The organism is Phenylobacterium sp. (assembly GCF_030697925.1).
Lineage (GTDB): Bacteria > Pseudomonadota > Alphaproteobacteria > Caulobacterales > Caulobacteraceae > Phenylobacterium.
Genome location: NZ_JAUYOJ010000162.1, coordinates 1 through 23,105, shown reverse-complemented (window position 1 = coordinate 23,105; position 23,105 = coordinate 1). Strand labels below are relative to the sequence as shown.

The following is a 23,105-nucleotide window of genomic DNA, read 5'->3' as shown; positions in this document are numbered from 1 at the left end:
CGGCCGAGGTCTCGTTCCGGCACAGCAGGGCGTCTGGCGCCGATCTTCCTGCAAGCCCCATGCGGTCAATCCCGACCCCATTGGAGGCGCGTGATGTTCCATTCCAACACGCAGACCCTGATCGACTACTGGCGCGGCCAGGGCGGCTATCGCGGCCTGCCGACCCGCGCCCAGATCGATCCGGCCGCCTTCCCCAAGCTCCTGCCCCAGGTCTTCATCCTGGGCCGCGTCAATACGGGTTTCTATCCGATCCGCCTGGCCGGCGGGTTCGTGGCCGACCTGCATAAGCGCAATCTCAAGGGGCTGAACGGCCTGTCGCTGTTCTCCGAGCGCAATCGCCTCACCCTGCACACCGCGCTCGAGACCGCGCGCCGGCGTCCCGAGCCGGTGGTCGCCACGGTCGAGGCCTTCACCGACCAGGCCAGTCTGCCCATGGAGGTGCTGTTCGCGCCCCTGGCGGGCGCCGACGGCTCGCCCGAGCGGTTCCTGGGTCTCTATCAGCCCTTGTCGCTGGTCGCGCGCCTGGACGGGCGGGCGGTGCGCGAGATCGTCGCCCACAGCGTGCGCGGCGTCGGCCCCGCCAACGAGGAAACCCCGCGCCTGCGCCTGGCCACCCTCGACGGCCGCCGGGTGGCTTAGGCGGCCTGTGTCGACGGCGCGGACGCCGCATCGAGCGCCGCCAGGTCCGCCGCGTCCAGTTTTAGCCGCGCCGATCCCATCAACTCCTGGAGCTGCGTGACGCTAGTCGCCGAGGCGATCGGCCCGGTCAGGCCGGGCTGGGCCATGACCCAGGCCAGCGCCACCTGCGCCGGGCTCGCGCCCCTGCCCGCGGCGACCTTGTCCAGGGCGCTCAGGATCTTCAGCCCGCGGTCGTCCAGATAGCGCTTCACGCCGCGGCCCCGCGGGCTCTTGGCCAGGTCTTCCTCGCTACGGTACTTGCCGGTCAGGAAGCCCGAGGCCAGGCCGTAGTAGGGGATCACCCCCACCTCGTTGTCGATGCAGACCTGCTGCAGGCCGCTCTCGAAGCCCGTCCGGTCATAGAGGTTGTACAGCGGCTGCTCACTTTGATAGCGGGCGACGCCCTTCTTCTCGCTGATCTCGAGGGCCGACTTCAGCCGGGCCGGCTCGAAGTTCGACGAGCCGATGGCCCGGACCTTTCCGGCCTTGACCAGGCGCTCATAGGCCTCGGCAGTTTCCTCCTGCGGGGTGTCGGGGTCGTCGCGGTGGCTCTGATAGAGGTCGATGACGTCGGTCTGCAGCCGCTGCAAGGAGGCTTCGACGGCCTCGACCATATATTTGGCCGACAGCCCCTTCATCCCCTCGCCCATTTCCGAGCCGAGCTTGGTGGCCAGGACCACCTTGTCGCGCTTGCCGCTGGCCTTGAACCAGGCGCCGATCACCTTCTCGGAGGCTCCGCCGCCCGCCGGCGCCCAGCGGGAATAGACGTCAGCGGTGTCGACCATGTTGAAGCCGCCGTCGACGAAGGCGTCGAGGATGGCGAAGGAGGTCTTCTCGTCGGCCGTCCAGCCGAACACGTTGCCGCCCAGCACCAGCGGCGCGACCTTCAGTTCGGACTTGCCCAGTCTGCGCAGTTCCATGGAGATTCTCCCTAAGCCGCCTTCTGGCCGTCCTCGTAGACGGGCGCGTCGTCGGCCGGCAGGGCGGCCTTGCCGCGGATCATGTCGGCGGCCTTCTCGGCGATCATGATGGTGGGCGCGTTGGTGTTGCCCCCGACCAGGGTCGGCATGACCGAGGCGTCGATGACGCGCAGCCCCGCGATCCCGCGCACCTTCAGCTCGGCGTCGACCACCGCCATCTCGTCGGTCCCCATCTTACAGGTCCCCACCGGGTGGTAGATGGTCTCGGCGCTCTTGCGAATCCAGGCGTCGATCTCGGCGTCGGTCTGCACCGCCTTGCCGGGGAACAGCTCCTCGGTGCGGTAGGCGTCGAGCGCCGATTGCTCGGCCACCTTGCGCATCATCTTGACCCCCTCGCGCAGGGCGCGGCGGTCCTCGTCGGTGGCCAGGTAGTTGGCGAAGATGGCCGGATCGGCGAACGGATCAGCCGAGTTCAGCCCCACCCGGCCCCGGCTCTCGGGGCGAAGCTGGCAGACGTGGAAGGTGAAGCCGTCCTTGGCCACCTGCACCTTGCCGTGGTCCTGCATGACCGCCAGCACCGTGTGGATCTGCAGGTCCGGCCGGTCCAGGTCGGGCCGCGACTTCAGGAATGCGCCGGACTCCAGGAACTGCTGGCGGCCCAGGCCCTTGCCGAAGAAGGCGAAGTTCATCCCGATCAGCAGGGTCTTCACCAGTCCCTTGCGAAGGGAGAAGGCGGTGATCGGCTGCGGGCACTCCCAGGACATGGTGACGTCCAGGTGGTCCTGGAGGTTGGCGCCGACGCCCTTCAGGGCGTGGACCACGGGAATGCCGTGCTTGCCGAGCTCCTCCGGATCGCCGATCCCCGAGAGCTGCAGGATGTGCGGCGACTGCACGGCCCCGGCCGACAGCAGCACCTCCTTGTCGGCATGGACCATGTGCTTCTGCTTGGTCTTGGCGTCCATATATTCGACGCCGACCGCGCGGCCCTTCTCGACCACGATCCTGGTGGTCCGCGCCCCGGTCAGGCAGGTCAGGTTCGGCCGGCTCATGGCCGGGTGCAGATAGGCCCGCGCCGCGCTCCAGCGCTGGCCGTCGTGGATGGTCATCTGATACGGGCCCCAGCCTTCCTGCTGGAAGCCGTTGAAATCGCTGGTGACCGCGTGGCCCGCCTGACGCCCGGCCTCGACGGTGGCCTTGTAGATCGGGTTGGGCGAAGAGGCCTTGGAGATCTTCAGCGGGCCGTCGCCGCCGTGCCAGGCGTCGCCACCGCCCTCCAGGCTCTCCGAGCGTTTGAAATAGGGCAGCACGTCGCGATACGACCAGCCCGGCAGGCCCATCTGCCGCCAGTTGTCATAGTCCCGCGCGTGGCCGCGGATGTAGATCATGCCGTTGATCGAGGACGACCCGCCCCAGCCCTTGCCGCGCGGCCACCACAGCTTGCGGTTCTCGAGCTGCGGTTCCTCTTCCGTCCAGAAACCCCAGTTGTAGGTCCCGGCCTTGCCGATCAGGGCGCCGACCCCGGCCGGCATCTTGACCAGGATGGAATTGTCCTTGCCGCCGGCCTCCAGCAGCAGGACCCGCACGCTCGCGTCTTCGCTCAGCCGGTTGGCCAGGACGCACCCGGCCGAGCCGGCGCCGATGATCACGTAGTCGTAGCGGTCCATGGGCGGTCCGTCCCTAAACACTGTTAAGTTTGGCGCACACTTACCCAGACGCGCCGCCGAAACAAGGCCGGGAGGGACCGCTTTTTGGGTGTCGCAACGTCAAGCCGGGCGGCGGAATTCCATGATCCAGTTGGTCTCCCAGGTCTCGCCGACGACTGGAGGATGACGCGCTCTTGGGACTACCGCCCCTTCCAGGCCGGGGCGCGCTTTTGCGCGAAGGCCATGGGCCCTTCGACGAAGTCCTCGGACTTGAACAGGGCCGCGGCGGCCGGATAGCGCATCTGGCCCTTGATCGCGGCTTCCAGGCTAGGCTCGTCCAGGCCCTTGAACACCGCCTCCTTGGAGGCGCGGATCGACATCGGTGAGAGCTCGCAGATCTCTGCCGCCCACTTTCGCGCCGTGGCCATCAACTCCTGCGGCGGCGTCACCTCATTGACGAAGCCCAGCTCGTAGCCGTGCGCCGCCGAGACTCGCCGCCCGGTGAGGATCATGCCGAGCGCCCGCTTGGTCCCGATCGCGCGCGGCAGGCGGTGCAGGCCGCCGGCCAGGGCCGCCAGGCCCACGCGTGGCTCCGGCAGGGCGAAGGTCGCCGTCTCCGAGGCGATGATCAGGTCGCAGGCCAGCGCGATCTCGAACCCGCCGCCCATGGCCACCCCGTTCACCGCCGCGATCAGTGGCTTGGTGAGGTCGAACCGCGAGGTCAGGCCCGCGAACCCCGACGGCGGGCTCTTCATGTCCCCGCCCATGGCCTGATGCTTCAGGTCGTTGCCGGCCGAAAAGGCCCGCCCGCCCGCGCCGGTGACGATGCCCACCCACTGGTCCGGATCGGCGGCGAAGGCGTCGAAGGCTTCGTGCAGCTCGAAGTGGGCCGGCGAATGCAGGGCGTTCATGACGTCCGGCCGGTTCAGGGTGAAGACCGTCACCGGACCTTCGCGGTCCACATGGATGAACTCATAGGCCATGGGGCGTCCTCCTCATTTGGTTGGCGCGACCGTCGCCGGGCGCCGCTACGTACGTCAAGCGCGCCACCCCTGTTCCGAGCCGGTGACGATATCGGTCGCCGGCCCGCCGTCGCGGACGGTCTTGTTGCGGTAGATCACCGCTCCGATCAGGTTGGGCCGCTGGCGAACGGCAGCGCAGAACCCCGGCCATGCCTCGGAGGGAACCCACAGGCAGGGCGCCCGCGGGTCCTCGTCGATGGCGATGTCCACCAAGGTGCGGATCTCCATGATCAGGCCACGGGGGCGAGTCCGGCATAGTAGCGCTTCCAGTTGTGGACATAATGCATCGCACCGCCGGAGATCACGCGCGCCTGCTCGTCGCTGATCTCGCGGACAACCTTGCCCGGCGCGCCCATGACTAGCGAATTGTCGGGAATCTCCTTGCCCTCGGTGATCAGGCAATTGGCGCCGATGAGACAATTGCGCCCGATGCGCGCGCCGTTCAGCACGATGGAGCCGATACCGACCAGTGAGTTGTCGCCGATCGTGCAGCCGTGAAGCATGACCATATGGCCAACCGTCACATTGCTTCCGATGGTCAGGGGCGAGCCGGTGTCGGTGTGCAGGACGCTGCCGTCCTGGACGTTGGAGTTCTCCCCAATGATGATCGGGTCGTTGTCGCCGCGAATTGTCGCACCGAACCAGACGGAAGCGTTTTTCTTAAGAATCACCCGCCCCATCACCGCGGCGGTCGGCGCAATCCAGTATTCACCCTCATTGGGCAACTCCGGACCAACGTCGCCCAAGTTGTAGACACTCATCCGCATACCCCATTTCTTGAAACCGAAGCCTGTTTAACCATTCGTAAACCAAGCTAGCATCATCTTAGTCGTGCGATTCGAGAGGGTGAAACGCCTTCCCGCATCCCGCCGCGAGTCGGCCTTCGGCTCCCGGCCTTGCGTTTGGACGGAGTAAAGGGTGTCGCGTCTGCTTCGGCGGGTTCTCCCGCCCGGATCACAGATCGAAAGCGGGCCGCCAGGCCGCAGCGCACGACGCCGCCGTTCCAATTCCAATCTGACGATGACCAAGGGCGAGCCATTCCGGCTTCGCCCTTTTTTCTTGCCCCGATGGAGGCCTTGATGACCAAGCGAGCTCTCAAGCGACAACTGCGCGAAGGCGCGTTCGACGCCGGCCAGTTCGAGGATGACGGCAAAATTCGCCGCCTGCCGACGGCGGATCGCGCCTGGTCACCCCTCGCCCATCACAATGACGACCGTGATCAGGGCCGCGACCAGGGCTATGTGAAAACCATCAAGGCCAAGTCCCCGGGTCAGCAGGAACTGATCGACGCCATCGACGCCAAGAACCTGGTCATGGCCCTCGGCCCGGCTGGCACGGGCAAGACCTATCTGGCCATCGCCAAGGCCGTCGAGGCCCTGGAGGCCGGCAAGGTCGGGCGCATCGTGCTCTCCAGGCCCGCGGTGGAGGCCGGCGAATCCATCGGCTACCTGCCGGGCGACGCCGAGGACAAGCTCGCGCCCTACCTGCGCCCGCTCTACGACGCCCTTTCGGACCGGCTTTCCATGAAGCGGGTTCGGGCCCTGATGGCCGAGGGCGCCATCGAGATCGCCCCGGTCGGCTTCATGCGCGGCCGCACCTTGAACAACGCCTTCGTGGTGATCGACGAGGCGCAGAACTGCACCTACGGCCAACTCAAGATGCTGCTGACCCGTTTGGGTTGGCACTCGACCATGGTGGTGACGGGCGACCCGAACCAGTCGGACCTGCTGCCGGAACTCTCCGGCCTGGGCCCGGTCGCCGACAAGTTCGACGCCCTGGCCAACATCGCCGTCGTCCGTCTGAAGGACGTCGACATTGTACGCCACCCGCTGGTGGCCGAAATGCTGGGCGTGCTCTGACGGCCATAGATACGAACCGCAAGGGGGCCCCGGTCACGTGACCGGGGCCTTTTTTCTTTCCGGGCTGCGGGGCTTCACCTTAGGATTGCGGCGGGGTTCGACTCCCCATGCCGTTCTTCCTTCGCGCGACGCTTCACGGCGCGGTCAGCGAAAAGAGGCCCGGCGAGCGTGGTCGCACTTGTCTTGGAAACAATCCGAAGCCTCCCGGCGCCAGCCGCAAGGCAGCCGTCGTCGAGCCCTGCGAGTCTCGGACTCCCGCTCGACGACCGCGGCGCCGGGGAGCTGAGGTCTTGAGGTGGCGAACGATGTGGCAGGTTCAGACCGTCTATCCGTGGGAGCATGCGCTGCTCTACGTGAACGGCCGATTCGAACGCGATTTGCCGCCCGGGCGCCATCGCCTGCTGGAATTTGGAAGAACGATCTACGTCGCCCGGCTGCCGCGAGTCGCCTTCACCCAGACCGTCGGTCCGGTTGACGTGATCACCGCCGACCAATTCGCGCTCCGCCTTGGCGCCACCCTGACGGCGAAGATCACCGACGCCCGCGCGGCTGCTGAGAGCCAGTATCAATACATCACGCGGCTTCAATTGGCGGTGCAGGATGCCTTGGTCGCCCTGGCGACGGAACGTCCCCTGCAAGCCTTGCTCATCGAACGCAGCCAGCTCGGTGGAATCCTTCTCGAGCGCCTCGGCCTCGGCACGCCCGAACTCGCCATTGAGGGCGCGAGCCTTTCGTCGTTCGTCCTGCCGCCGGAAACACGGCGACTGATGACGGAGGTCGAACGCGCGAAACTCGAGGGCCAGGCGTCCCTGGAACGCGCCCGCAGCGAACACGCCGCCTTACGCTCATTGGCGAACGCCGCGCGGCTCCTGAAGGACAATCCGGATCTGATGAGACTCAGGACGCTTCAAGCGGTCTCGCCCACCGGCAAGGGCGCCACGCTCGTGTTTGGCTCGGACGCCTTGCTTGCGCCGGGGCCTCGCGCCTAGGGCAGGTCTTCCGCCAGGATCGCCATCTCGAACATGAACGAGCCGTCGCCGTCCTCGTCCTCGAACACCACGCCGATGAACTCCTCACCGACATAGACCTCGGCGGAATCCTTCTGCTTGGGGCGGGGCGTCAGGGTGATCCGCGCATTGGCGAAGGTGCCGCGCAGGTGGCCTTCGATCTTGCGGATAGTCTTTTCGTCCAGCACGCCGTGCTCCTGCGTCAATTTCGGCCGGAACCTAGCGCGCTTTGCGCGTGGCGTGAAAGCGTCTGGGCGGGAAAAAGCTGGGGACGCGGCGGCGGGCGCGTTTAGTCTGCCTGCAAATCAAGGCGGGGAGACAGGCGTGGCTGGCGTCGAACTGGGACTGATCGAAGGCTATTACGGCAAGCCCTGGTCCTGGGCGGCGCGGCGGGACGTGATCTCGAAGCTCTCCACGCACGGCTACGGCTTCCACATCTATGCGCCCAAGGCCGATCCCTTCCTGCGTCGCCGGTGGCAGGAACTCCATCCCGCCGAGGCAGCCGATGAGCTCGCCGCCTTCTCGGCCCATTGCCGCGGCCTGGGCGTCCGGTTCGGCGTGGGCCTCAGCCCCTACGAGATCTACCGGGACTTCGGGACGGAAGCCCAGGCCGCCCTCGCCGCCAAGCTCCAGCACCTGGAGAGCCTCGGCCTCGACGACCTAGCCATCCTGTTCGACGACATGCGGGGCGACCTGCCCGACCTGGCGCGGAACCAGAGCCGCATCGTCCACTGGATCGCCGAACGCACCACCGCCACGCGCCTCATCGTCTGCCCGTCCTACTATACGGACGACCCGATCCTGGACCGGGTGTTCGGCCAGCGGCCGGAGAACTACCTGGAGGATCTGGGCGCGGGACTCGATCCGGCGATCGAGGTGTTCTGGACCGGCGAGGAGGTCTGCTCGCGCGAATACAGCGTGGGCCACTTGGCGCGGGTAGAGCGGAAGCTGCGTCGCAAGCCCTTCCTTTGGGACAACTATCCCGTCAACGACGGCCCGCTGATGTCGCCCTTCCTGCACGTCCGCGCCTTCACCGGCCGGCCGGCTGAGATCGGGACCCGCCTCTCGGCCCACGCGGTCAATCCCGCCCTGCAGCCGATGCTGTCGCAGATTCCCGCCATCACCCTGGCCGAAAGCTATCTCGAGGGCGCAGCCTACGAATACGGCGCCGCCTTCGCGCGCGCCGCCGCGGAGGTGCTGGGCGAGGGTCTGGCCGCGGCCCTGCAGCTCAACCTCACCCAGGTCCAGGGTTTCGGCCTCGACCGGCTGACCGAAGAGAACGTGCGGCGCATGCGGGCCCGCTATGAGGGCTTCGACCATCCGGGCGCGCGCGAGGTCCTGGCCTGGCTGGACGGCGCCTATCGCGTCACCCAGGCCGAGATGGACGCCTCTTGAGGTTTCGCCTCCCCGGGGCCTAAGCTGTTCGCGGCGAAACACCTGAACCACGGAAGAACCCACTCAGTGGCCGGCTGATCAACACACAGGACTGGTCGTTCGCAGGCCTAGGCCCGCGAAGGCGCCTTTCGTTGATCTTCTCCTGGATATTCGGGCCCGAGCCACATGGCGTTCTTTCGCAACACGACAGTCAATCTCCTCAACCTGCACTACGGCGTCCACGCGCTGGCGCTCAGCGGCGGCGGCGCGTTCTTCGCCGTCTTCCTGTTGCGGGCCGGCGTGCCGGCGCCAGGCGTGCTCAGCGCCTTGGCCGCGATCCTGATTGGTCGGTTCTGCATCCGGCCGTTTGTCCTGCCGCTCGGCAAGCGTTTCGGGCTCAAGCCCCTGGTCATCGCCGGCACGATCCTGACAGCGCTGCAGTACCCACTACTGGCTGAGGTGGACGGAGTCGGCTGGGCGCTCGTGGCCCTGTGCGTCGTCTCGTCGGTGGGGGACACCTTCTACTGGACTTCCTACCACGCCTATTTCGCGTCGCTTGGGGACGCCGAGCACCGCGGCCACCAGATCGGGGCCCGCGAAGCCGTGGCCGCGCTCGTGGGGATCGTCGCACCTCTCCTCACCGGCTGGGCCCTGGTGACGCTCGGGCCCCGAACCACGTTCGGGGTGACCGCGCTGGTGCTGATGCTGTCGGCCCTGCCGCTGCTCAGGACGCCGAACGTCGCCGTCCTGGACGACGCGCCCGGATCCCTGCGCGCCGCCCTCCCCGGCACGCTGATGCTCGCCGCCGACGGGTGGGTCGCGTCCGGCTACCACTTCGTCTGGCAGATCGCGCTCTTCCTCTCGCTGGGCGAGAGCTTCACGGCGTTTGGCGGCGCGATGGCGATCGCCGCCGTGGCGGGCGCCATCACCGGCCTGTTGCTGGGTCGGTTCATCGACGCGGGCCATGGCCGCTGGATCGTCTGGCTGGCGGCCGGGACGGCTGCGGCGACCATACTGGCGCGCGCCGCGGGCTACGGCGATCCCGCCCTGGCGGTGGCGGCAAACGCCGCCGGCGCCCTGGTTGTGGCCATCTACACGCCCACCATCATGACTGCGGTCTACAATCAGGCCCAGGCCTCGCCCTGCACGCTGCGCTTCCACATCGCTACGGAAGCCGGTTGGGACGTTGGTGGGGCTGCCGGATGCCTTGTCGCCGCGGGACTGCTGGCCCTGGGCGCGCCGATGTCGGTGGCGATCCTGATCTCCCTGGCGGGGACCGCCGCGGCGCTCTTCCTGCTGCGGCGTTACTACCGGGCGACCGACCTCGCCGCGGCTCAGATCACGTAGTCGTAGACCGCCTCGGCCAGGGTGTGGTCCATGCTGCGCGCCGGCTCCTCGCAGGTCGGGCAGTTGACCAGGCGCGCAGGGACGCCCGCGGCCGTGCAGCCGGCGGGCACGGGCTTCAGCACCACCGAACCCGAGGCGATCTTGGCGTAGTCGCCGATGACGATATTGCCCAGCACCTTGGCGCCGGCGCCCAGCAGCACACCCTTGCCGATCTTCGGGTGGCGGTCGCCGCGCTCGGCGCCGGTGCCGCCCAAGGTCACGTCCTGCAGCAGCGAGACGTCGTCGCCGATCACCGCGGTCTCGCCGATGACGATCCCCGTGCCGTGGTCGATGAAGACACCGGAGCCGATCTTGGTGGCCGGATGGATGTCCACTTGGAACACCTCCGACATGCGGCTCTGCAGGTAGAGGGCGATGGTTTCGCGGCCCTGGTGCCAGAGCCAATGCGCCACGCGCTGGGTCTGTAGGGCCTGGAAGCCCTTGAAGAACAGGAACGGCTGGACATAGCCCTTGCAGGCCGGATCGCGCTCGAACACGGCGCGCAGATCAGCCTCGGCCGTGTCCACCAGTTCCGGCTGCTTGCGGTAGGCCGTGTCGGCCAGTTCGCGCAGGCTCATAGCCCGCAGTTCCTGATCGCCCAGCTTGCGGGCGAGCTGATAGGATAGGGCCGCGCCCAGGTCCTCGTGGCTCAGCACCACGGCGTTCAGCAGCGAGGCGAGCGCCGGCTCGGCCTTGGCGGCGCGCTCGGCTTCCATGCGCAGCGACGGCCAGACCGGCGGCGGCGCGCCGAACTCGATGACTTCCAGACGTTGGCTCAAAGGCTCCTCCCGTCCCATCGCGGCTCCCTATCCTATCATGGCGCGCGCGAGCGCGTCCGGCAAAAGCCCTTCCCGAGCCATATGGTAACCCCGAAGCAGCATCGCCACCGTCAGGGCGTCCTGAATGTGTCCCGCCATCGCGGCGTCGAGGATTTCGCGGAACGGGGCCCGGACCCGAGCGATGTCCTCGGTGGCGTCGCCCCGCGGCTCGGCCGCCACCCGGGTCAGGCCGGTGGCCAGATAGCCGATCGCCAGTTCGTCGGTGACCGAGTTGGAGAGCTGCATCCGCAGCACCTCCATCCAATCGGCGGCGGCCAGGCCCGTCTCCTCCAGCAGCTCGCGCTTGGCGCCTTCCAGCGGCGCCTCGTCGAGCGGCCCGCCGCCTTCCGGGATTTCCCAGCTGTAGTCGGCGAAGGGGAAGCGGTTCTGGCCCACCAGGGTCACCGTCCCGTCCTCGTGCAGCGGCAGGATGGCCAGGGCGCGGTTCTTGAAGGCCACCAACCCGTACAGCGCCGGCTGGCCGGTGGGCGCGATCGCCGTCTGCTCGGTGACGCTGATCCAGGGATTGTCGTAGACTCGCTTGGGCTCACCCCTCTTCCAGGGCGTTCCGTGCGCGACCAGCCAGTCGGGTTTTTGCGACATATTCTCAACTAGCCTTGCGAGACGACCGCCCAAAGCCCAATAGGGGATATCCCCTCTCGGTTTTCCTAACGAGGCGCCTGGACGTGACCGTCGCTCTCCCCCCCACGCCGCTCTTCGGGACCCCCGTCGAACAGCCGCCGCATCCGCAGGTCCTGGACTTCCTGGCCCGCCGCAGATCGTCCTCGGCCGTGACCCTGGCCGAGCCTGGTCCCAGCCCCGATGAGATCGCCGCCCTGATCGGCCTGGCCTGCCGGGTGCCCGATCACGGGAAGTTGTCGCCCTGGCGGTTCATTATCCTCGATTCAACCGGCAAGGCGGCCTTTGCGGCCAAGCTGGAGGCCTTGGCCGAGGGCCGCAACGACCCGCGCGCTGCGGCCAAACTGGCCAAACTCAAGCTCCCGCCGGCCGGAATCGCGGTGGTCTCGCGGGCCGTCGAACACGAGATCCCCATGTGGGAGCAGGAGCTCTCCGCCGGGGCGGCCTGCACCACATTGCTCTATGCCGCTCAAGCCCTGGGCTATGGCGCGAACTGGATCACCGACTGGTACGCTTATGACGCGCAAGCCAAGGCTCTGCTTGGCGTTGCGGAGGGCGAACGGGTCGCGGGGTTCATCCTGCTGGGCACGCCCAAGGAGCCGCCGCTGGAGCGTGAACGCCCCGATCCCACGGCGCTGACCACCCTCTGGCGGCCGTGAGCGCGCGCCAGATACACGACGGCCGGACGGCGATGGCGCGCCGCCCGGCCTGAAGTGTGACACGCCCGAGGAGAGATGGGCGATGTCGTAATAGCACACCGCACCCCTGTCGGCTAGTCGACGCCGACTCCGTCACAGCCAAGCTCGCCGCCTTAGCAACCGGCGCGCTTAGGTGGAGAGTGATCGAGGGTTGTATTCGGAAATGCGAATACTTCCGGCGACACGAATTTCGGGATCAAACTAACCGTTCGATCTCAAATCATTAACTCTTCCAAACGTCGAATTCTGAATCAGCCCCGTCCACGATAGGGCGCAACGCCCTGGTCGGGAATCCACAACCCGTCCGGCGCCGGTCCCGTCTGCCAGAAGACATCGATGGGGATGCCGCCGCGCGGGAACCAGTAGCCGCCGATCCGCAGCCATCGCGGCGCCGCCACTTCCACGATCCTTCGTCCGATGGCCACGGTGCAGTCTTCGTGGAACGCCCCGTGATCGCGGAAGGCGCCGAGATAGAGCTTCAGTGACTTCGATTCGATCAGCCAGTCGCCGGGCGCGTAGTCGATCACCAGGTGTGCGAAATCCGGCTGCCCGGTCACCGGGCATAGCGAGGTGAACTCCGGCGCGGTGAACCGCGCCAGGTACAGCACGTCGGCCTGCGGATTGGGCACGCGCTCCAGCACGGCGGCTTCGGGACTGTCGAAGCCGCGGACCTCGCGGCCCAGCTGGGTCAGATGCGTCTCGTCCATGGCGGCGATGTAGCCCTTGGGCTTGCGCCCGGCAACCAAGGCGGCCGACAGTGGGGCAAGACAGATACCGATAAGTCAAATTGGAGAAGCTGCGATGGCCGGCCAGGATTTCGAGAACTTCGTCGTGGTGGTGACGGGGGCCTCCACCGGGCTCGGCCGGGCGATCGCCTTGGAGACCGCCGGTCGCGGGGCCGCGGCCGTGGTCATCAACTATGCCCGTAGCGCCGATGAGGCGCAGGAAACCGGCCGGCTGGTGGAGACGCTGGGCGCCAGGGCGGTGCTGGTCCAGGGTGACGTGGCGCTAGACGCCGACTGCCGCAGGATCGCCGCGGCCGCCGAGCCCTTCGGCCGGATCGACGCGCTGTTCAACAATGCCGGCGTGACCAAGTTCGCCCCCAACCACGCCGATCTCGAGGCGGTCTCGGCCGAGGATTTCCTACACCTGTACGGGGTCAATGTGGTGGGCGCCTTCCAGATGGTGCGGGCCTGCCGCAGCCTGCTGGAGGCCGCCCCGCAGCCTGGCGCGGTGGTCAACACCTCGTCGATCGCCGGCGTCGCGGGGATCGGATCGTCGGTGCCCTACGCCGCGTCCAAGGGCGCGATGAACACCATGACCCTGTCCCTGGCCCGCGCCCTGGCGCCGAAGATCCGGGTCAACGCCATCTGTCCGGGCTTCATCGACACCCCGTGGTTCGGCAAGGGCGTCGGGGCCGAGCAGGCCGCCAAGGTCCGCGCCGGCGCCGCGGCCAACACCCCGCTCAAGGTCGCCTCCACCGCCGAGGACGTCGCCGCCGCCGCGGTGTTCCTGGCCTCGACCGCCTCGCGCCACGTCACCGGCGAGACCCTGCTGGTCGATGCGGGGACTCACCTGCACTTCGCGCCGCTCTCCATGCGTTAAGCCGTGATGCGTGAGCGACCTGTGACGGGAAAGTCACAGCATTTCGCCTAAAAGCGCGGCGCCACACTCTGTTAACGCTCAAAAATCGAACACGGCATAGGTAGAGCCATCCATCGGCTCTGCTCGCGTTGATCTGGAACTCGCTCGCGTGGCGATCTCCCTCGACGATTGGGCGGAGCTCGATCGAAAAATAAGGGGATAAACGAAATGAAACTCTTCAAGACCACGCTTCTGGCCGCCGTAGCCTCCGTCGCCATGGGCGGCGCGGCCTTCGCGCAAGACGACGCGAGCCCGTTCGACTTCTCGTTCAACATCGGCGCGAACACCGATTACGTGTTCCGGGGCGTCAGCCAGACCGACGAGAACTATTCCATCTTCGCGGGCGTCGACACGACCCTCTGGGGCATCGGCTACGCCGGCGCCTGGGTTTCCAATGTCGACTTCGGCAACGGCACCGACGGTGAATTCGACCTCTATGCCGGCGTGAAGCCGGTGGTCGGCCCGGTCACCCTGGACGTGGGCGTCGTCTACTACGGCTACATGAACCAGCCCGACGGTTCGAACGAAGACTATGTCGAGTACAAGCTCGCCGGCTCCGGCGCCGTTGGCCCGGCCACCATTGGCGCGGCCTTCTACTATTCGGACGACTTCTTCGGCGGCACCGGCGAGGCGACCTACTACGAAGTGAACGGCTCGTTCCCGGTGGCCGAGAAGGTCACCATCTCGGGCGCGGTCGGCCATCAGAAGGTTGTCGGTCCGTTCGACTACACGACCTGGAACCTGGGCGCCGGCTTCGCGCTGAACGACACAGTCGGCTTCGACCTGCGCTACCACGACACCGACGAGCACGGCTTCGGCGACATCTACGACAGCCGGGTCGTCCTCGGCGTCAAGGCCGTCTTCTAGGGCATGACCATGGGTCGTGGTCGCCGTCGGCGGCCACGACACTCCGGCCCCGGAGGGTTGCGGCATGCTCGATTCGAAGATGTCGTGGGCTTTTCAGTAATTTAGGCCTATGAAAAGCCGCCCCGGTCCCGGGGCGGCTTTTCTGTCTCGGTGCGCACGCGTCAGGCGAAGAATGGTTCCCCTAGTGCGCGAAAAATGCTCCCACTGTGGGAGCTAAGCCTCAGTCCCCGAGTTTCATTGGACGGTCGCGTTCGCGCGTCTATGTTGCGGTTAAGGCGAGCGGAGCGCGACTCATGGAGCAGATGGCCAATCGGGCCCAGACCATTGTCGCGGACACCCTTATTGCCGCCGGGGCTTTCTTCCTGGCTTACATCCTCTCCTCCGCGCGAATTCTCGAACTGGGCGTCGCTGGCCTTCCCACGCTGAAGCTTCTTCAGCTGATTGGCATCTATGCCGCGCTCGCCGCGGTGTTCTCGACCATCTTCCGGCGCGAGCTCTCGCCGTGGCGCTATGTGTCGATTCCCGACGCCCTTGTGCTCACTCGCACGGCCTTCCTCACCGCCGGCGTCTTCCTGCTGGCTGTGTTCGTCATGGACCGCGCCGACGGCCTTCCGCGCTCGGCTCTGGCCATGGCGGTGATCTTCCAGATGGTCGGCTGCATGGGCGCGCGGATCGTGCGCCGCGCCCTGCATGAGCACGCGCTGGACTCCTTCGCCCCGCTCAAGACGGTGAAGGATCGCGCGCCCCAGGCCCCTTCCCTGCTGCTGATCGGACCGCCCTCCCTGGCCGACAGCTATCTGCGCGACGTGGCGCGTCGCCACGACCACGCCTGGACCCCGGTCGGCATCGTCGGCCCGGACGCCCGCGATGTGGGCCAGCAGGTCCGCGGCGTCTGCGTCATCGAGAGCCTCGACAACCTCGACGCGGCCATGACCGACCTGCGCCGCTGGAACCGCTATCCCCGCGCCATCCTGTTCCTGGACGAGCCCGGTCGCCTGCGCGGCCTGACCGCCGACCAGCTCGGCCAACTCAAGAACGACGGCATCCGCCTGCTGCGCCTGCCCTCCATCGTCGAGCTCGCCCACCAGGACGGCATGGCCCTGCTGCCCATGCGCGAGATCAGCGTCGAGGAGCTGCTGGCCCGCGATCCCATCGAACTGGACCGCGCCGCGGTCGGGGCCCTGATTCGCGGTCGCCGGGTGCTGATCACCGGCGCCGGCGGCTCCATCGGGGCCGAACTATGCCGCCAGGTGGCCGCCTTCCAGGCCGCCCACGTCACCATGATGGACTTCTCGGAGACCTCGCTGTTCGAGATCGACCGCGAAATGACCGAGACCTGGCCGGCCTTGTCGCACAGCGCCGTGCTCTGTGACGTGCGCAATGCGCGCCGCCTGGAGCAGGCCTTCAGGAAGGAAAAGCCGCACCTGGTCTTCCACGCCGCGGCGCTCAAGCACGTCTCCATGGTCGAGCGCCACCCCTGCGAGGGTGTGCTCACCAATGTGGTCGGCACCTGGAACGTGGCCGAGGCCGCCAAGTCCTGCGGCGCGGCCCAGATGGTGCTGATCTCCACGGACAAGGCCGTCGACCCGTCCAATGTCATGGGCGCCACCAAGCGCCTGGCCGAGGCCGTAATCCAGGCCCAGCAGGCCGGCCAGGGCACGCGGTTCTCCGCCGTGCGGTTCGGCAACGTCCTGGGCTCGGCGGGCTCCGTGGTGCCGATCTTCAAGTCGCAGATCGATCGCGGCGGGCCGGTGACGGTCACCCATGAAGAGATCGAGCGTTTCTTCATGACCATTCCGGAGGCCGCCCAGCTGGTCCTCCACGCCACGGCCACCTGCGCCGAGGACGAAGAGAGCGCCCACGCCCGCCTGTTCCTGCTGGAAATGGGCGAGCCGGTGCGGATCATGGACCTGGCCCGCCAGATGATCGCGCTCTCGGGCCGCATCCCGGGCAAGGACATCGACATCGAGATCACTGGCCTGCGTCCCGGCGAGAAGCTCACCGAGGCCCTGCTGGACGAGACCGAACGCTCGCTTCCCTGCGCCCCCAAGGTGATGGAGGTGGTCTCCTCTTCGGCCCTGCGGATCACCAGCAGCCACCTGGTGGAGATCGAGGGTCTGGCCGAGATGGGCGACGTCGAGGACGTCCGCCGCGCCCTGTTCGACCTGGTCGGCCAGATCCGTGGCGAGAAGGCCGGCGCCGCCCCCACCCTGCGGGTCGTCGCCAACGGGTGACGCCCGCGCCAAGACGGTCTAAGCGGGCTGCATGGCGCTTATCCTGGTCACCGGCACGGCCGGCTTCATCGGCTCCCACGTCGCCCACCGGCTGCTTGATCGCGGCGACACGGTGGTCGGGCTGGACAACCTCAACACCTATTACGACCCCGTCCTGAAACAGGCGCGCCTGGCCCGTCTGGAGGCCCGCGAGGGCTATCGCCACGCCGCAATCGATCTCGTGGACCGCGAGGCCGTCGCCGCCCTGTTCGCCGAGACCCGGCCCGAAGGCGTCATCAACCTCGCCGCCCAGGCCGGCGTCCGCTACAGCCTGGAAAAGCCGCAGGCCTATGTGGATTCAAACCTGGTGGGCTTCGGCAACATCCTGGAGGGCTGCCGCGCCGTGCAGCCCCGCCACCTGGTCTTCGCCTCCACCAGCTCGGTCTACGGCGCCAATGGCAAGCTGCCGTTCTCGGTGCACGATCCGGTGCACCACCCCATCACCCTCTACGCGGCCACCAAGCTCGCCAACGAGTCCATGGCCCATTCCTACGCCCACCTGTTCGGCGTCCCGGCCACGGGCTTCCGGTTCTTCACCGTCTACGGCCCCTGGGGCCGGCCGGACATGGCGCTGTTCAAGTTCACAGAGGCCATCCTGGCCGGCCGGCCCATCGAGGTGTTCGGCCAGGGCCAGATGCAGCGCGACTTCACCTATATCGACGACATCGTCACGGGCGTGGTCGCCGCCCTGGACCGCCCGCCCGCCGCCGATCCCGACTGGGCCCCCCAGGCCCCCGATCCGGCCACCAGCGGCGTCGCGCCCTGGCGGATCCTCAATCTCGGAAACAGCACCCGCGTGGAGCTGATGCGCTACATCGAGGTCCTGGAGGCGAAGCTCGGCCGCAAGGCGCAGATCAATTTCCTGCCCATGCAGCCCGGCGACGTGGCCCGCACCGAAGCCGACGTCACAGAGACCAGGGCGGCCCTCGACTACGTGCCGAAGACCCCCATCGAGGTCGGGGTCTCCAACTTCGTGGACTGGTACCGCGACTACTACCGGGTGGGCGCGAACTAGCCGGCTGCGGCTGACGGTCGATCCTAGAGCCGTAGGTCGGCCGAGCCCTTCGGGAACATGCCCTTGACGTCGTAGAGGATGGCGTTCGGTTTCCCCAGGGCGCGGATCGCCGCCAGCCCCATCTCGCGGAACTGGGAATGGGCCACGGCCAGGACGATGGCGTCATAGGCGCCGGGCTCCAGCTCCGCCACCGGCGCGACCCCGTACTCATGCTCGGCCTCCGCCGGGTCGGCCCAGGGCTCGTGGACGTCGACGGCCACCTCGTAGTCGGCCAGCTCGCGGACGATGTCGATCACCCGGGTGTTGCGCAGGTCCGGGCAGTTTTCCTTGAAGGTCAGGCCCATGACCAGCACGCGCGCGCCGCGCACCTGGATCTCGCGCCGGATCATGGTCTTGATCAGCTCCTGGGCGATGTAGCCGCCCATGCCGTCATTGATTCGCCGCCCGGCCAGGATCACCTGGGGATGGTAGCCCGCGTCCTCGGCCCGGTGGGTCAGGTAGTAGGGATCGACCCCGATGCAGTGGCCGCCCACCAGGCCCGGCCGGAAGGGCAGGAAGTTCCATTTGGTCCCCGCGGCGTCCAGCACCTCCTGGGTGTCGATGTTCAGCCGATTGAAGATCAGGGCGAACTCGTTGATCAGCGCGATATTGAGGTCGCGTTGGGTGTTCTCGATCACCTTGGCCGCCTCGGCCACCTTGATGGAGCTGGCCTTGTGGGTGCCCGCGGGCGCCACGGTGCGGTAGAGGGCGTCGACGAAGTCGGCGGCCTCCGGCGTCGAGCCGGCCGTGACCTTGATGATGGTCGACAGGCGGTGCTCGCGGTCGCCCGGATTGGCCCGCTCGGGGCTGTAGCCGGCGAAGAAATCCGTGTTGCAGGCCAGGCCCGAGATCCGCTCGATCACCGGCACGCAGTCCTCCTCGGTCGCGCCCGGATAGACGGTGGATTCGAAGATCGCCACCCCGCCCTTGGAGATCGACCGGCCCACTGTGGCGCTGGCCGCCAGCAGCGCCCTCAGGTCCGGCCGCTTATGGCGGTCGATCGGGGTCGGGACCGTGACGATGAAGACGTTGCATCCCGCGAGGTCTGCTTCGTCGGTGGAGAATCTCAGGCGTGTGGCGGCGGTGAGCTCCGCGGCCGTCACCTCCAGGGTCCGGTCGGTCCCCGCCCGCAGCTCGGCGATCCGTTCGGTCCCGATGTCGAAGCCCACGACCTCGAACCGGGCGGCCAGGGCCACGGCCAGCGGCAGGCCCACATATCCCAGCCCGATTACGCAGATCTTGGCGGGGGTCCGGGTGAAGGGGTTCTGCGGCATCTAGCGTCCCGTGGCCTTGAACAGCTCAAGGCATGCGCCGAGGATATGGTAGAACGACGTGGCCGGCGCGGGCTCCTCGATGAAGGCGCCGTCCGGCCGCAACTTGTCGCGCCAGGCGCCGGGCGTGGGCGTTTCCAGATAACGTCGCAGGCTCTGGGCCGCACTCAGCGCGTCGGCCTCGCCGCCCAGCAGCAGCGTCGCCTTCAGATGCTCGGTCTGCGGCCATAGGCGCGCGGTGGCGTCTCGCAGGCTGAAATCGTCCCACAATTCGTTGACCGCCACCTGGCGGACCGGATCGATCCCGCGCCGGCCCGCCGCATAGAGCCCAGACGCCGCCCCGGCGGCCCGCGCGTCGCCGCGCCGCTTGGCGTGGCGGTCCATCAGCCAGGCCCATTCGAACTGATGACCCGGCTCCACCAGCCGGCCGTCGTCGCCATCGGTCAGCCGCCAGTCGGCGTCGAAGAACTCGCGCAGGAACCCGCCCTTGGGGTCGATGAACACCTCGAGCGCCATCTCCACGATCTCGTCGACCATGGCTTCCCAGTCGCCGCCCTCCAGCTCGGCCCAGGCCATGGCGCCTTCCAGCAGGTGCATGTGGGCGTTGGCCTGGAACGGATAGGCGATGTTCTCGCGATAGCCGCCGGCCGGGTGACGCATGGCCTCCAGGCCCTGGCGGACACCGCGGGCCAACTCGACCATCTCCCCGCCGCGCGGATCGGCCTGATGCAGGGTGGCCGTGCCGAGCAGGGCGAAGGCCTGGTCGTACAGCATGGGAGTGTCGTCCAGCACCGCCCCGTCCAGTCCCACCAGGGTGCGGAACAGGCCATCGGGCCGCAGGAAGCTCTCCTGGAGGAAATCCATGCCGTGCCAGGCCGCCTCGCGCCACGGCCCGTCCCAGCCCAGCGCGCCGGCCGTGGCGTAAACGAACACCTGACGGCCCTGGACCCGGCAGCGCCTGGCCGCCGCGTGCGGTCGTCCGTCGACGCTCAGGCCCTCGAAGAACCCGCCGCGCGCGCGATCGGCGCCGATGTTCCACCACAGCGGCAGCGCCTCGCGCCGCAGCCAGCGATCATACCAATCGGCCGCCTGCGCCAGATCGGCGAACGCGCGGAAATGGGCGCCTTCGCCCCGCTCGGGGGCCTGCCCGACTATGGAATCAACTGCCAACTCGACGCGCCTTGTCTCGGTTGCGCTCTCGATAGCGCGTCGGCGGCCCGACGTCACATTTGAACTGGCGTGCGGACACGCCTCATCGCCGAACGCGACACCGCCGCGCTCGACGCGAAGAAATACGCCGGGAGCGCCTAGGCCTTGATGACCTTGGTCATGGGCAGCTCCAGGCGCGCGAAGACGTTGCGTGTGTCCAGGATCAGCCGGGCGTTGGCCGCGATCAGCGCGTAGTCGACGGCGTCGTGATCGGTGGAGACCAGCACCGCGTCATAGCCGGCGACCATCGCGGCCGTCAGGGCCGTCGACTTGCGTCCGGCCAGACCGGCGTGCTCCCGGGTCTCGGGGATCTCGGCGATGTGCGGGTCATGGAAGTCGCAAACCGCGCCGCGGTGCTCAATCTGCTCGATGAGCACGAGCGAGGGGCTCTCACGGGTGTCGTCGACGTTCTTCTTATAGGCCACGCCCATGAGCAGGATGCGCGAGCCCTTCAGCCCCTTGCCCGTGGCGTTGTTCAGCTCGTCGGCCAGGCGGTCGACGACCACGCGGGGCATGCCGGAATTGATCTGGCCGGCAAGCTCGATAAAGCGCGTCTCCATCCCGAACTCCCGGGCCTTCCAGGTCAGATAGAAGGGGTCGACCGGAATGCAGTGCCCGCCCAGGCCAGGGCCCGGATAGAACGGCATGAAGCCGAACGGCTTGGTCGCCGCCGCGGCGATCACTTCCCATACGTCGACGCCCATGGCGCCGTAGACGAGCTTCAGCTCATTGACGAGGGCGATGTTGACCGAGCGGAAGATGTTCTCGGTGAGCTTGGTCGCCTCCGCGGCCGCAGCGCTGGAGACCGCGACGACCTTCGAGATGATCTGCCCATAGAGCTTCACCGCCAGGTCTCGCGATTGGGCGTCATCGGCCCCGACGACCTTCGGGATGGTCTTGGTGCCGTAGTTCGGATTGCCTGGATCCTCGCGTTCCGGCGAGAAGGCCAGGAACACGTCTTCGCCGACCTTCAGGCCGGTGGCCTCCAGCAGCGGATGGACGATCTCGCGGGTCGTGCCCGGCCAGGTGGTCGATTCCAGGACCACGAGCTGGCCTGGACGCAGATGCTTGCTGATCGTGGCCGCGGTGTCGCTGACGAAGCTCAAGTCAGGATCGCGATGGCGGGTGATCGGTGTGGGCACGCAGATCAGGATCGCGTCGGCCTCGGCCAGCCGCGAAAAATCGGTCGTGTTGTCGAAAAGGCCGCTGTCGATGGCGGATTTCATGGTCTCGGCCGAAATGTACCGGATGACCTGCTCGGCGCTGTTGATCGACGCCACGCGCCTGGCGTTGATATCGAACCCCAGGACACGGAAACCGGCGTCTATGCAGGCCAGCGCCAGGGGCAGGCCGACATAGCCCAGGCCCACAATTCCGATGACCGCGTCGCGCGTTTCGAGGCGGCTGACGAGGGTCTCGAATTGGGAAGCAGGTTCAGACACGGTGTTTCCTTATGTGACAAGGCATGTGGGCATGGCGTTGCGAGGGCGGAAAGCTCGCGCGACTCCTACAGGGTAGAGCGCCGGCGCGCTCCCCCCGTAGTCTTCGCGATAGAGGCAAACCATTAAGTTGCGATGAGCGCAAAACTTGTACCGCTCTCACCTTGACGGCTTTGCGTGACGTTCGAGACGACGGGTCCTGGACTTGGCGCCGAGGCGAACCATCATCTGCATGTCTGGACGCGCCGGGGACCCCGGCGTGAGAATCGGCGCTTGATTCATCGCCGAGGATTGGATTGATCGACCATTCCGCCGCCCAGGATATCCAGGTGTCCATGACTGAGTCCCGCACCCCGCGCCCTGTGCGCTACTTCGTTCGCGACGATGATATTGGCGCGCTCACCCCCGCGGTGACGACGTTCGTCGAGGCCTTCGTCGCGCGCGGCATCCCGGTCAGCTACCAGATCATCCCCGCCCGGTTGAGCGCCGAATGCGCCGACTATCTGCTCGCCGTCGAACGCGACCATCCTGGCCTGATCGAATTCGGCCAGCACGGCCTGACCCATCAGATGATGCGGGGCGCCAAGCAGCTGAAGCGGGAGTTCGGCCCGGAAAAGAGCCTGGATGAGCAGACCGCCGACATCGCCGAGGGCCTGAGGCTGCTGCGGGCGCGTCTGGGCCAGGACCGGGACATCTCGCTCTTCACCCCGCCACAGCACAAATTCGATCGCAACACCCTGCTGGCCGCCGCCGCCGCCGGACACAGGGTGTTTTCCGCGGCCTGCTATCCCACGCCCCATCACCGCCTGGCCTATGCGTTGGGACGGCGGCTGGGCCTCTCCAGCATCCGCCACCACGGCATCTCCTATCATGGCCTGGACCGTCCCGAGGCCAGGCTGCGGGAGATCTCCATCGCCATCGCGGTCGACAATGGCCGCGCGATCACCTGCAAATCGGGCGATATACCCGCCGCCCTCGCCCGCGCCGCGGCCCGTACCGACACCGTGGGCCTGATGTTCCACCACGCGGTCTATGCCGACGCGCCGCAGGAACTCGCCGCCATCGTCCAGCGCCTGGCGGAGATCCCCCCGGCCCGGTTCCACAGGCTGGGCGATCTCGCGGAGGGCTAAGGTGCGACGGCCTGATGGGTATGAGAGGAAAACGCTCTAGGTAGCGGTGACCATTTAGCTATTTGAGCCACAGCATGATGGCGGCGAGGGTGACGAAGCCCATGAAGGTGGACGCGAGCTTGTCGTATCGGGTTGCGATGCGCCGGAAGTGCTTGATGCGGCTGAAGAAGCGTT

The 23,105-nt window shown here is 67.4% G+C and carries 23 protein-coding genes and 1 pseudogene; 11 read left to right on the top strand and 13 right to left on the bottom strand.

Going from position 1 to position 23,105, the window contains the following annotated elements:
- Positions 1 to 93: 93 nt before the first annotated feature.
- Complete coding sequence (locus Q8Q88_RS15480) at positions 94 to 639, top strand: PAS domain-containing protein (RefSeq protein ID WP_305676085.1); 546 nt, start codon at positions 94 to 96, stop codon at positions 637 to 639.
- Here the strand turns inward: Q8Q88_RS15480 and Q8Q88_RS15475 are convergent.
- From Q8Q88_RS15475 to Q8Q88_RS15455, 5 genes are all read right to left on the bottom strand, one after another.
- Positions 636 to 1,598, bottom strand: coding sequence for an aldo/keto reductase (locus tag Q8Q88_RS15475; protein WP_305676084.1), 963 nt, complete (start codon positions 1,596 to 1,598; stop codon positions 636 to 638). The two genes, Q8Q88_RS15480 and Q8Q88_RS15475, sit on opposite strands and share 4 nt — an antisense overlap.
- A gap of 11 nt (positions 1,599 to 1,609) precedes the next feature.
- On the bottom strand, positions 1,610 to 3,262 hold the full coding sequence (locus Q8Q88_RS15470; RefSeq protein ID WP_305676083.1) for a choline dehydrogenase: 1,653 nt from the start codon (positions 3,260 to 3,262) through the stop codon (positions 1,610 to 1,612).
- Positions 3,263 to 3,441: 179 nt separating this feature from the next.
- Positions 3,442 to 4,224 carry an enoyl-CoA hydratase-related protein gene (locus tag Q8Q88_RS15465; RefSeq protein ID WP_305676082.1) on the bottom strand — a complete coding sequence of 261 codons (783 nt, stop codon included), beginning with the start codon at positions 4,222 to 4,224 and terminating at the stop codon, positions 3,442 to 3,444.
- 54 nt (positions 4,225 to 4,278) lie between these two features.
- Positions 4,279 to 4,491, bottom strand: a complete 213-nt coding sequence (locus Q8Q88_RS15460) for a hypothetical protein (RefSeq protein ID WP_305676081.1) — start codon at positions 4,489 to 4,491, stop codon at positions 4,279 to 4,281.
- Between the two features lie 2 nt (positions 4,492 to 4,493).
- A complete protein-coding gene (locus Q8Q88_RS15455; RefSeq protein WP_305676080.1) occupies positions 4,494 to 5,024 on the bottom strand; it encodes a gamma carbonic anhydrase family protein in 531 nt (176 codons plus the stop codon).
- A gap of 306 nt (positions 5,025 to 5,330) precedes the next feature.
- Here Q8Q88_RS15455 and Q8Q88_RS15450 point away from each other — a divergent pair, with 306 nt between their 5' ends.
- On the top strand, positions 5,331 to 6,122 hold the full coding sequence (locus tag Q8Q88_RS15450; protein ID WP_305676079.1) for a PhoH family protein: 792 nt from the start codon (positions 5,331 to 5,333) through the stop codon (positions 6,120 to 6,122).
- A gap of 305 nt (positions 6,123 to 6,427) precedes the next feature.
- Positions 6,428 to 7,111, top strand: coding sequence for an SPFH domain-containing protein (locus tag Q8Q88_RS15445; protein ID WP_305676078.1), 684 nt, complete (start codon positions 6,428 to 6,430; stop codon positions 7,109 to 7,111).
- On the opposite strand, the gene Q8Q88_RS15440 is transcribed toward Q8Q88_RS15445, so the two are convergent.
- The gene (locus Q8Q88_RS15440; protein WP_254837089.1) at positions 7,108 to 7,314 is read right to left on the bottom strand and encodes a DUF3126 family protein; all 207 of its coding nucleotides are present in this window, start codon (positions 7,312 to 7,314) and stop codon (positions 7,108 to 7,110) included. The genes Q8Q88_RS15445 and Q8Q88_RS15440 overlap by 4 nt on opposite strands.
- A gap of 139 nt (positions 7,315 to 7,453) precedes the next feature.
- Between Q8Q88_RS15440 and Q8Q88_RS15435 the strand changes: the two genes are divergently transcribed.
- Both Q8Q88_RS15435 and Q8Q88_RS15430 read left to right on the top strand, forming a co-directional pair.
- The gene (locus Q8Q88_RS15435; protein ID WP_305676077.1) at positions 7,454 to 8,524 is read left to right on the top strand and encodes a beta-N-acetylglucosaminidase domain-containing protein; all 1,071 of its coding nucleotides are present in this window, start codon (positions 7,454 to 7,456) and stop codon (positions 8,522 to 8,524) included.
- A gap of 165 nt (positions 8,525 to 8,689) precedes the next feature.
- Positions 8,690 to 9,850, top strand: coding sequence for an MFS transporter (locus tag Q8Q88_RS15430; protein WP_305676076.1), 1,161 nt, complete (start codon positions 8,690 to 8,692; stop codon positions 9,848 to 9,850).
- Here Q8Q88_RS15430 and cysE read toward each other — a convergent pair.
- Positions 9,838 to 10,668 (bottom strand): serine O-acetyltransferase, encoded by an 831-nt coding sequence (gene cysE, locus Q8Q88_RS15425; RefSeq protein ID WP_371129869.1) that lies wholly within the window; start codon positions 10,666 to 10,668, stop codon positions 9,838 to 9,840. The genes Q8Q88_RS15430 and cysE overlap by 13 nt on opposite strands.
- Positions 10,669 to 10,695: 27 nt before the next feature.
- Positions 10,696 to 11,310 carry an NUDIX hydrolase gene (locus Q8Q88_RS15420; protein ID WP_305676074.1) on the bottom strand — a complete coding sequence of 205 codons (615 nt, stop codon included), beginning with the start codon at positions 11,308 to 11,310 and terminating at the stop codon, positions 10,696 to 10,698.
- 83 nt (positions 11,311 to 11,393) lie between these two features.
- On the opposite strand from Q8Q88_RS15420, the gene Q8Q88_RS15415 reads away from it, so the two are divergent.
- Positions 11,394 to 12,005: a nitroreductase gene (locus Q8Q88_RS15415; protein ID WP_305676073.1), complete on the top strand. Its 612-nt coding sequence runs from the start codon at positions 11,394 to 11,396 to the stop codon at positions 12,003 to 12,005.
- Between the two features lie 290 nt (positions 12,006 to 12,295).
- Here Q8Q88_RS15415 and queF read toward each other — a convergent pair whose 3' ends face one another.
- Positions 12,296 to 12,751 carry a preQ(1) synthase gene (gene queF, locus Q8Q88_RS15410; protein WP_254837088.1) on the bottom strand — a complete coding sequence of 152 codons (456 nt, stop codon included), beginning with the start codon at positions 12,749 to 12,751 and terminating at the stop codon, positions 12,296 to 12,298.
- 94 nt (positions 12,752 to 12,845) lie between these two features.
- On the opposite strand from queF, the gene Q8Q88_RS15405 reads away from it, so the two are divergent.
- From Q8Q88_RS15405 to Q8Q88_RS15390, 4 genes are all read left to right on the top strand, one after another.
- On the top strand, positions 12,846 to 13,649 hold the full coding sequence (locus tag Q8Q88_RS15405; RefSeq protein WP_305676072.1) for an SDR family NAD(P)-dependent oxidoreductase: 804 nt from the start codon (positions 12,846 to 12,848) through the stop codon (positions 13,647 to 13,649).
- 207 nt (positions 13,650 to 13,856) lie between these two features.
- Positions 13,857 to 14,555 (top strand): TorF family putative porin, encoded by a 699-nt coding sequence (locus tag Q8Q88_RS15400; protein ID WP_305676071.1) that lies wholly within the window; start codon positions 13,857 to 13,859, stop codon positions 14,553 to 14,555.
- Positions 14,556 to 14,848: 293 nt separating this feature from the next.
- Positions 14,849 to 16,789 carry a nucleoside-diphosphate sugar epimerase/dehydratase gene (locus Q8Q88_RS15395; protein WP_305676070.1) on the top strand — a complete coding sequence of 647 codons (1,941 nt, stop codon included), beginning with the start codon at positions 14,849 to 14,851 and terminating at the stop codon, positions 16,787 to 16,789.
- Between the two features lie 31 nt (positions 16,790 to 16,820).
- Positions 16,821 to 17,843: an NAD-dependent epimerase gene (locus Q8Q88_RS15390; RefSeq protein ID WP_305676069.1), complete on the top strand. Its 1,023-nt coding sequence runs from the start codon at positions 16,821 to 16,823 to the stop codon at positions 17,841 to 17,843.
- Positions 17,844 to 17,866: 23 nt separating this feature from the next.
- Here the strand turns inward: Q8Q88_RS15390 and Q8Q88_RS15385 are convergent, their stop codons facing one another.
- From Q8Q88_RS15385 to Q8Q88_RS15375, 3 genes are all read right to left on the bottom strand, one after another.
- Positions 17,867 to 19,156: a nucleotide sugar dehydrogenase gene (locus Q8Q88_RS15385; protein WP_305676068.1), complete on the bottom strand. Its 1,290-nt coding sequence runs from the start codon at positions 19,154 to 19,156 to the stop codon at positions 17,867 to 17,869.
- The gene (locus Q8Q88_RS15380; RefSeq protein ID WP_305676067.1) at positions 19,157 to 20,323 is read right to left on the bottom strand and encodes an AGE family epimerase/isomerase; all 1,167 of its coding nucleotides are present in this window, start codon (positions 20,321 to 20,323) and stop codon (positions 19,157 to 19,159) included.
- Positions 20,324 to 20,460: 137 nt separating this feature from the next.
- Positions 20,461 to 21,804, bottom strand: a complete 1,344-nt coding sequence (locus tag Q8Q88_RS15375; RefSeq protein WP_305676066.1) for a nucleotide sugar dehydrogenase — start codon at positions 21,802 to 21,804, stop codon at positions 20,461 to 20,463.
- Positions 21,805 to 22,136: 332 nt separating this feature from the next.
- Between Q8Q88_RS15375 and Q8Q88_RS15370 the strand changes: the two genes are divergently transcribed.
- A complete protein-coding gene (locus Q8Q88_RS15370) occupies positions 22,137 to 22,931 on the top strand; it encodes a DUF2334 domain-containing protein (RefSeq protein WP_305676065.1) in 795 nt (264 codons plus the stop codon).
- Positions 22,932 to 22,989: 58 nt separating this feature from the next.
- On the opposite strand, the pseudogene Q8Q88_RS15365 reads toward Q8Q88_RS15370, so the two are convergent.
- Positions 22,990 to 23,105 (bottom strand): annotated as a pseudogene (locus Q8Q88_RS15365) (IS5/IS1182 family transposase); the annotation flags it as partial.